General features: G+C 53.6%; 2 protein-coding genes and 1 tRNA gene. 1 reads left to right on the top strand and 2 read right to left on the bottom strand.

Annotated features, from left to right (window positions below; all coding sequences use genetic code 11):
• Nucleotides 1–77 (bottom strand) — tRNA-Val (locus tag MV985_RS01350).
• 146 nt (nt 78–223) lie between these two features.
• On the opposite strand from MV985_RS01350, the gene MV985_RS01345 reads away from it, so the two are divergent.
• A complete protein-coding gene (locus MV985_RS01345) occupies nt 224–859 on the top strand; it encodes a hypothetical protein (protein ID WP_297458939.1) in 636 nt (211 codons plus the stop codon).
• Here the strand turns inward: MV985_RS01345 and MV985_RS01340 are convergent.
• A partial coding sequence (locus MV985_RS01340; protein WP_297458948.1) for a PUA domain-containing protein occupies nt 854–1,014 on the bottom strand: 161 nt, incomplete at its 5' end. The two genes, MV985_RS01345 and MV985_RS01340, sit on opposite strands and share 6 nt — an antisense overlap.

The following is a 1,014-nucleotide window of genomic DNA, read 5'->3' as shown; positions in this document are numbered from 1 at the left end:
TGGTGGGCCCGCGGGGATTCGAACCCCGGACCTCCACCTTGTAAGGGTGGCGTCATGACCATCTAGACCACGGGCCCGCCCGGATTTAGGGAACGGTGAAAATTTATAACCTTTTCGGGCAAGTTAATGGGGGTTGGACATGGACAGGATAAAGACCCTCGCGCTTCTCTCGGCAGTTCTGATAACAATAGCGACGGCCGGAACTTGAGTTTTCACCCACGACGTGAACGTTACCCTTGCAATCCTCACCCTTGCCTCAACGATAGCGACCGTGATGATGGCTGTCACGATATACGAGCTCGACATAGCCATCAAGGAGCTCAACTTCGAGAGCATCTCGGCGACCTATGAGATGATGGACGATGAACTGAAGGGTCAGCTCAGGAACATAAAATCCTGGAAACTGCAGGGACTTTCAGCTGAGGAAGTTCTGAAGGACCCGAAGAAGCTTGAAGCCGTGAGAGAAGCTAGCAAAACTCTCGACAGGATTGGCTACTTCGTCTACCGCGACCTCGTGGGAGACTGGTTCATCCAGGAGCAGTACGCGGGATTAATCCTGGATTCGTTTCTGGCGATGAAGGATTACCTCAAGGCCCTTCGCGATTCCTCAGAATGCGGGGACACGAGTTTGAGCGAAAGAGAGCAGGCGGTCTGTAAAAAGGGCCCGTGGTTCATGCGCCGCTTCTACCTTCTCCTCGTCGTCATCAGCTACGCATATCTCTGCGAGAAGTTTCCGTTCCAGTGCGAGTCAACCTTCAGGAGATACGGCCTCAAACCACAAAACCCGGTTCCAAGCGAATGGCTCGAGCAAGACGTGAAGAAATGGCTCAAAAAGAGGGGATACGGGAGGCATCTATGACTTTCCAATTCCCCTCCTCACCTTCACCGCCAATCCGCTCTGGAAAACCTTCAGCTCCTCGCCGTTTAAGAGCGTCTGTCCCGTTGCGAGCAACTCGTCCCTCTCGTTCACCACTAAAACCTCGTCGTAGGGCCTTATTCCCGGGTCGGCATCAA

Source organism: Thermococcus sp. (genome assembly GCF_027012695.1).
Taxonomy (GTDB): Archaea; Methanobacteriota_B; Thermococci; order Thermococcales; family Thermococcaceae; genus Thermococcus.
This window is presented reverse-complemented; position numbering and strand designations above follow the sequence as displayed.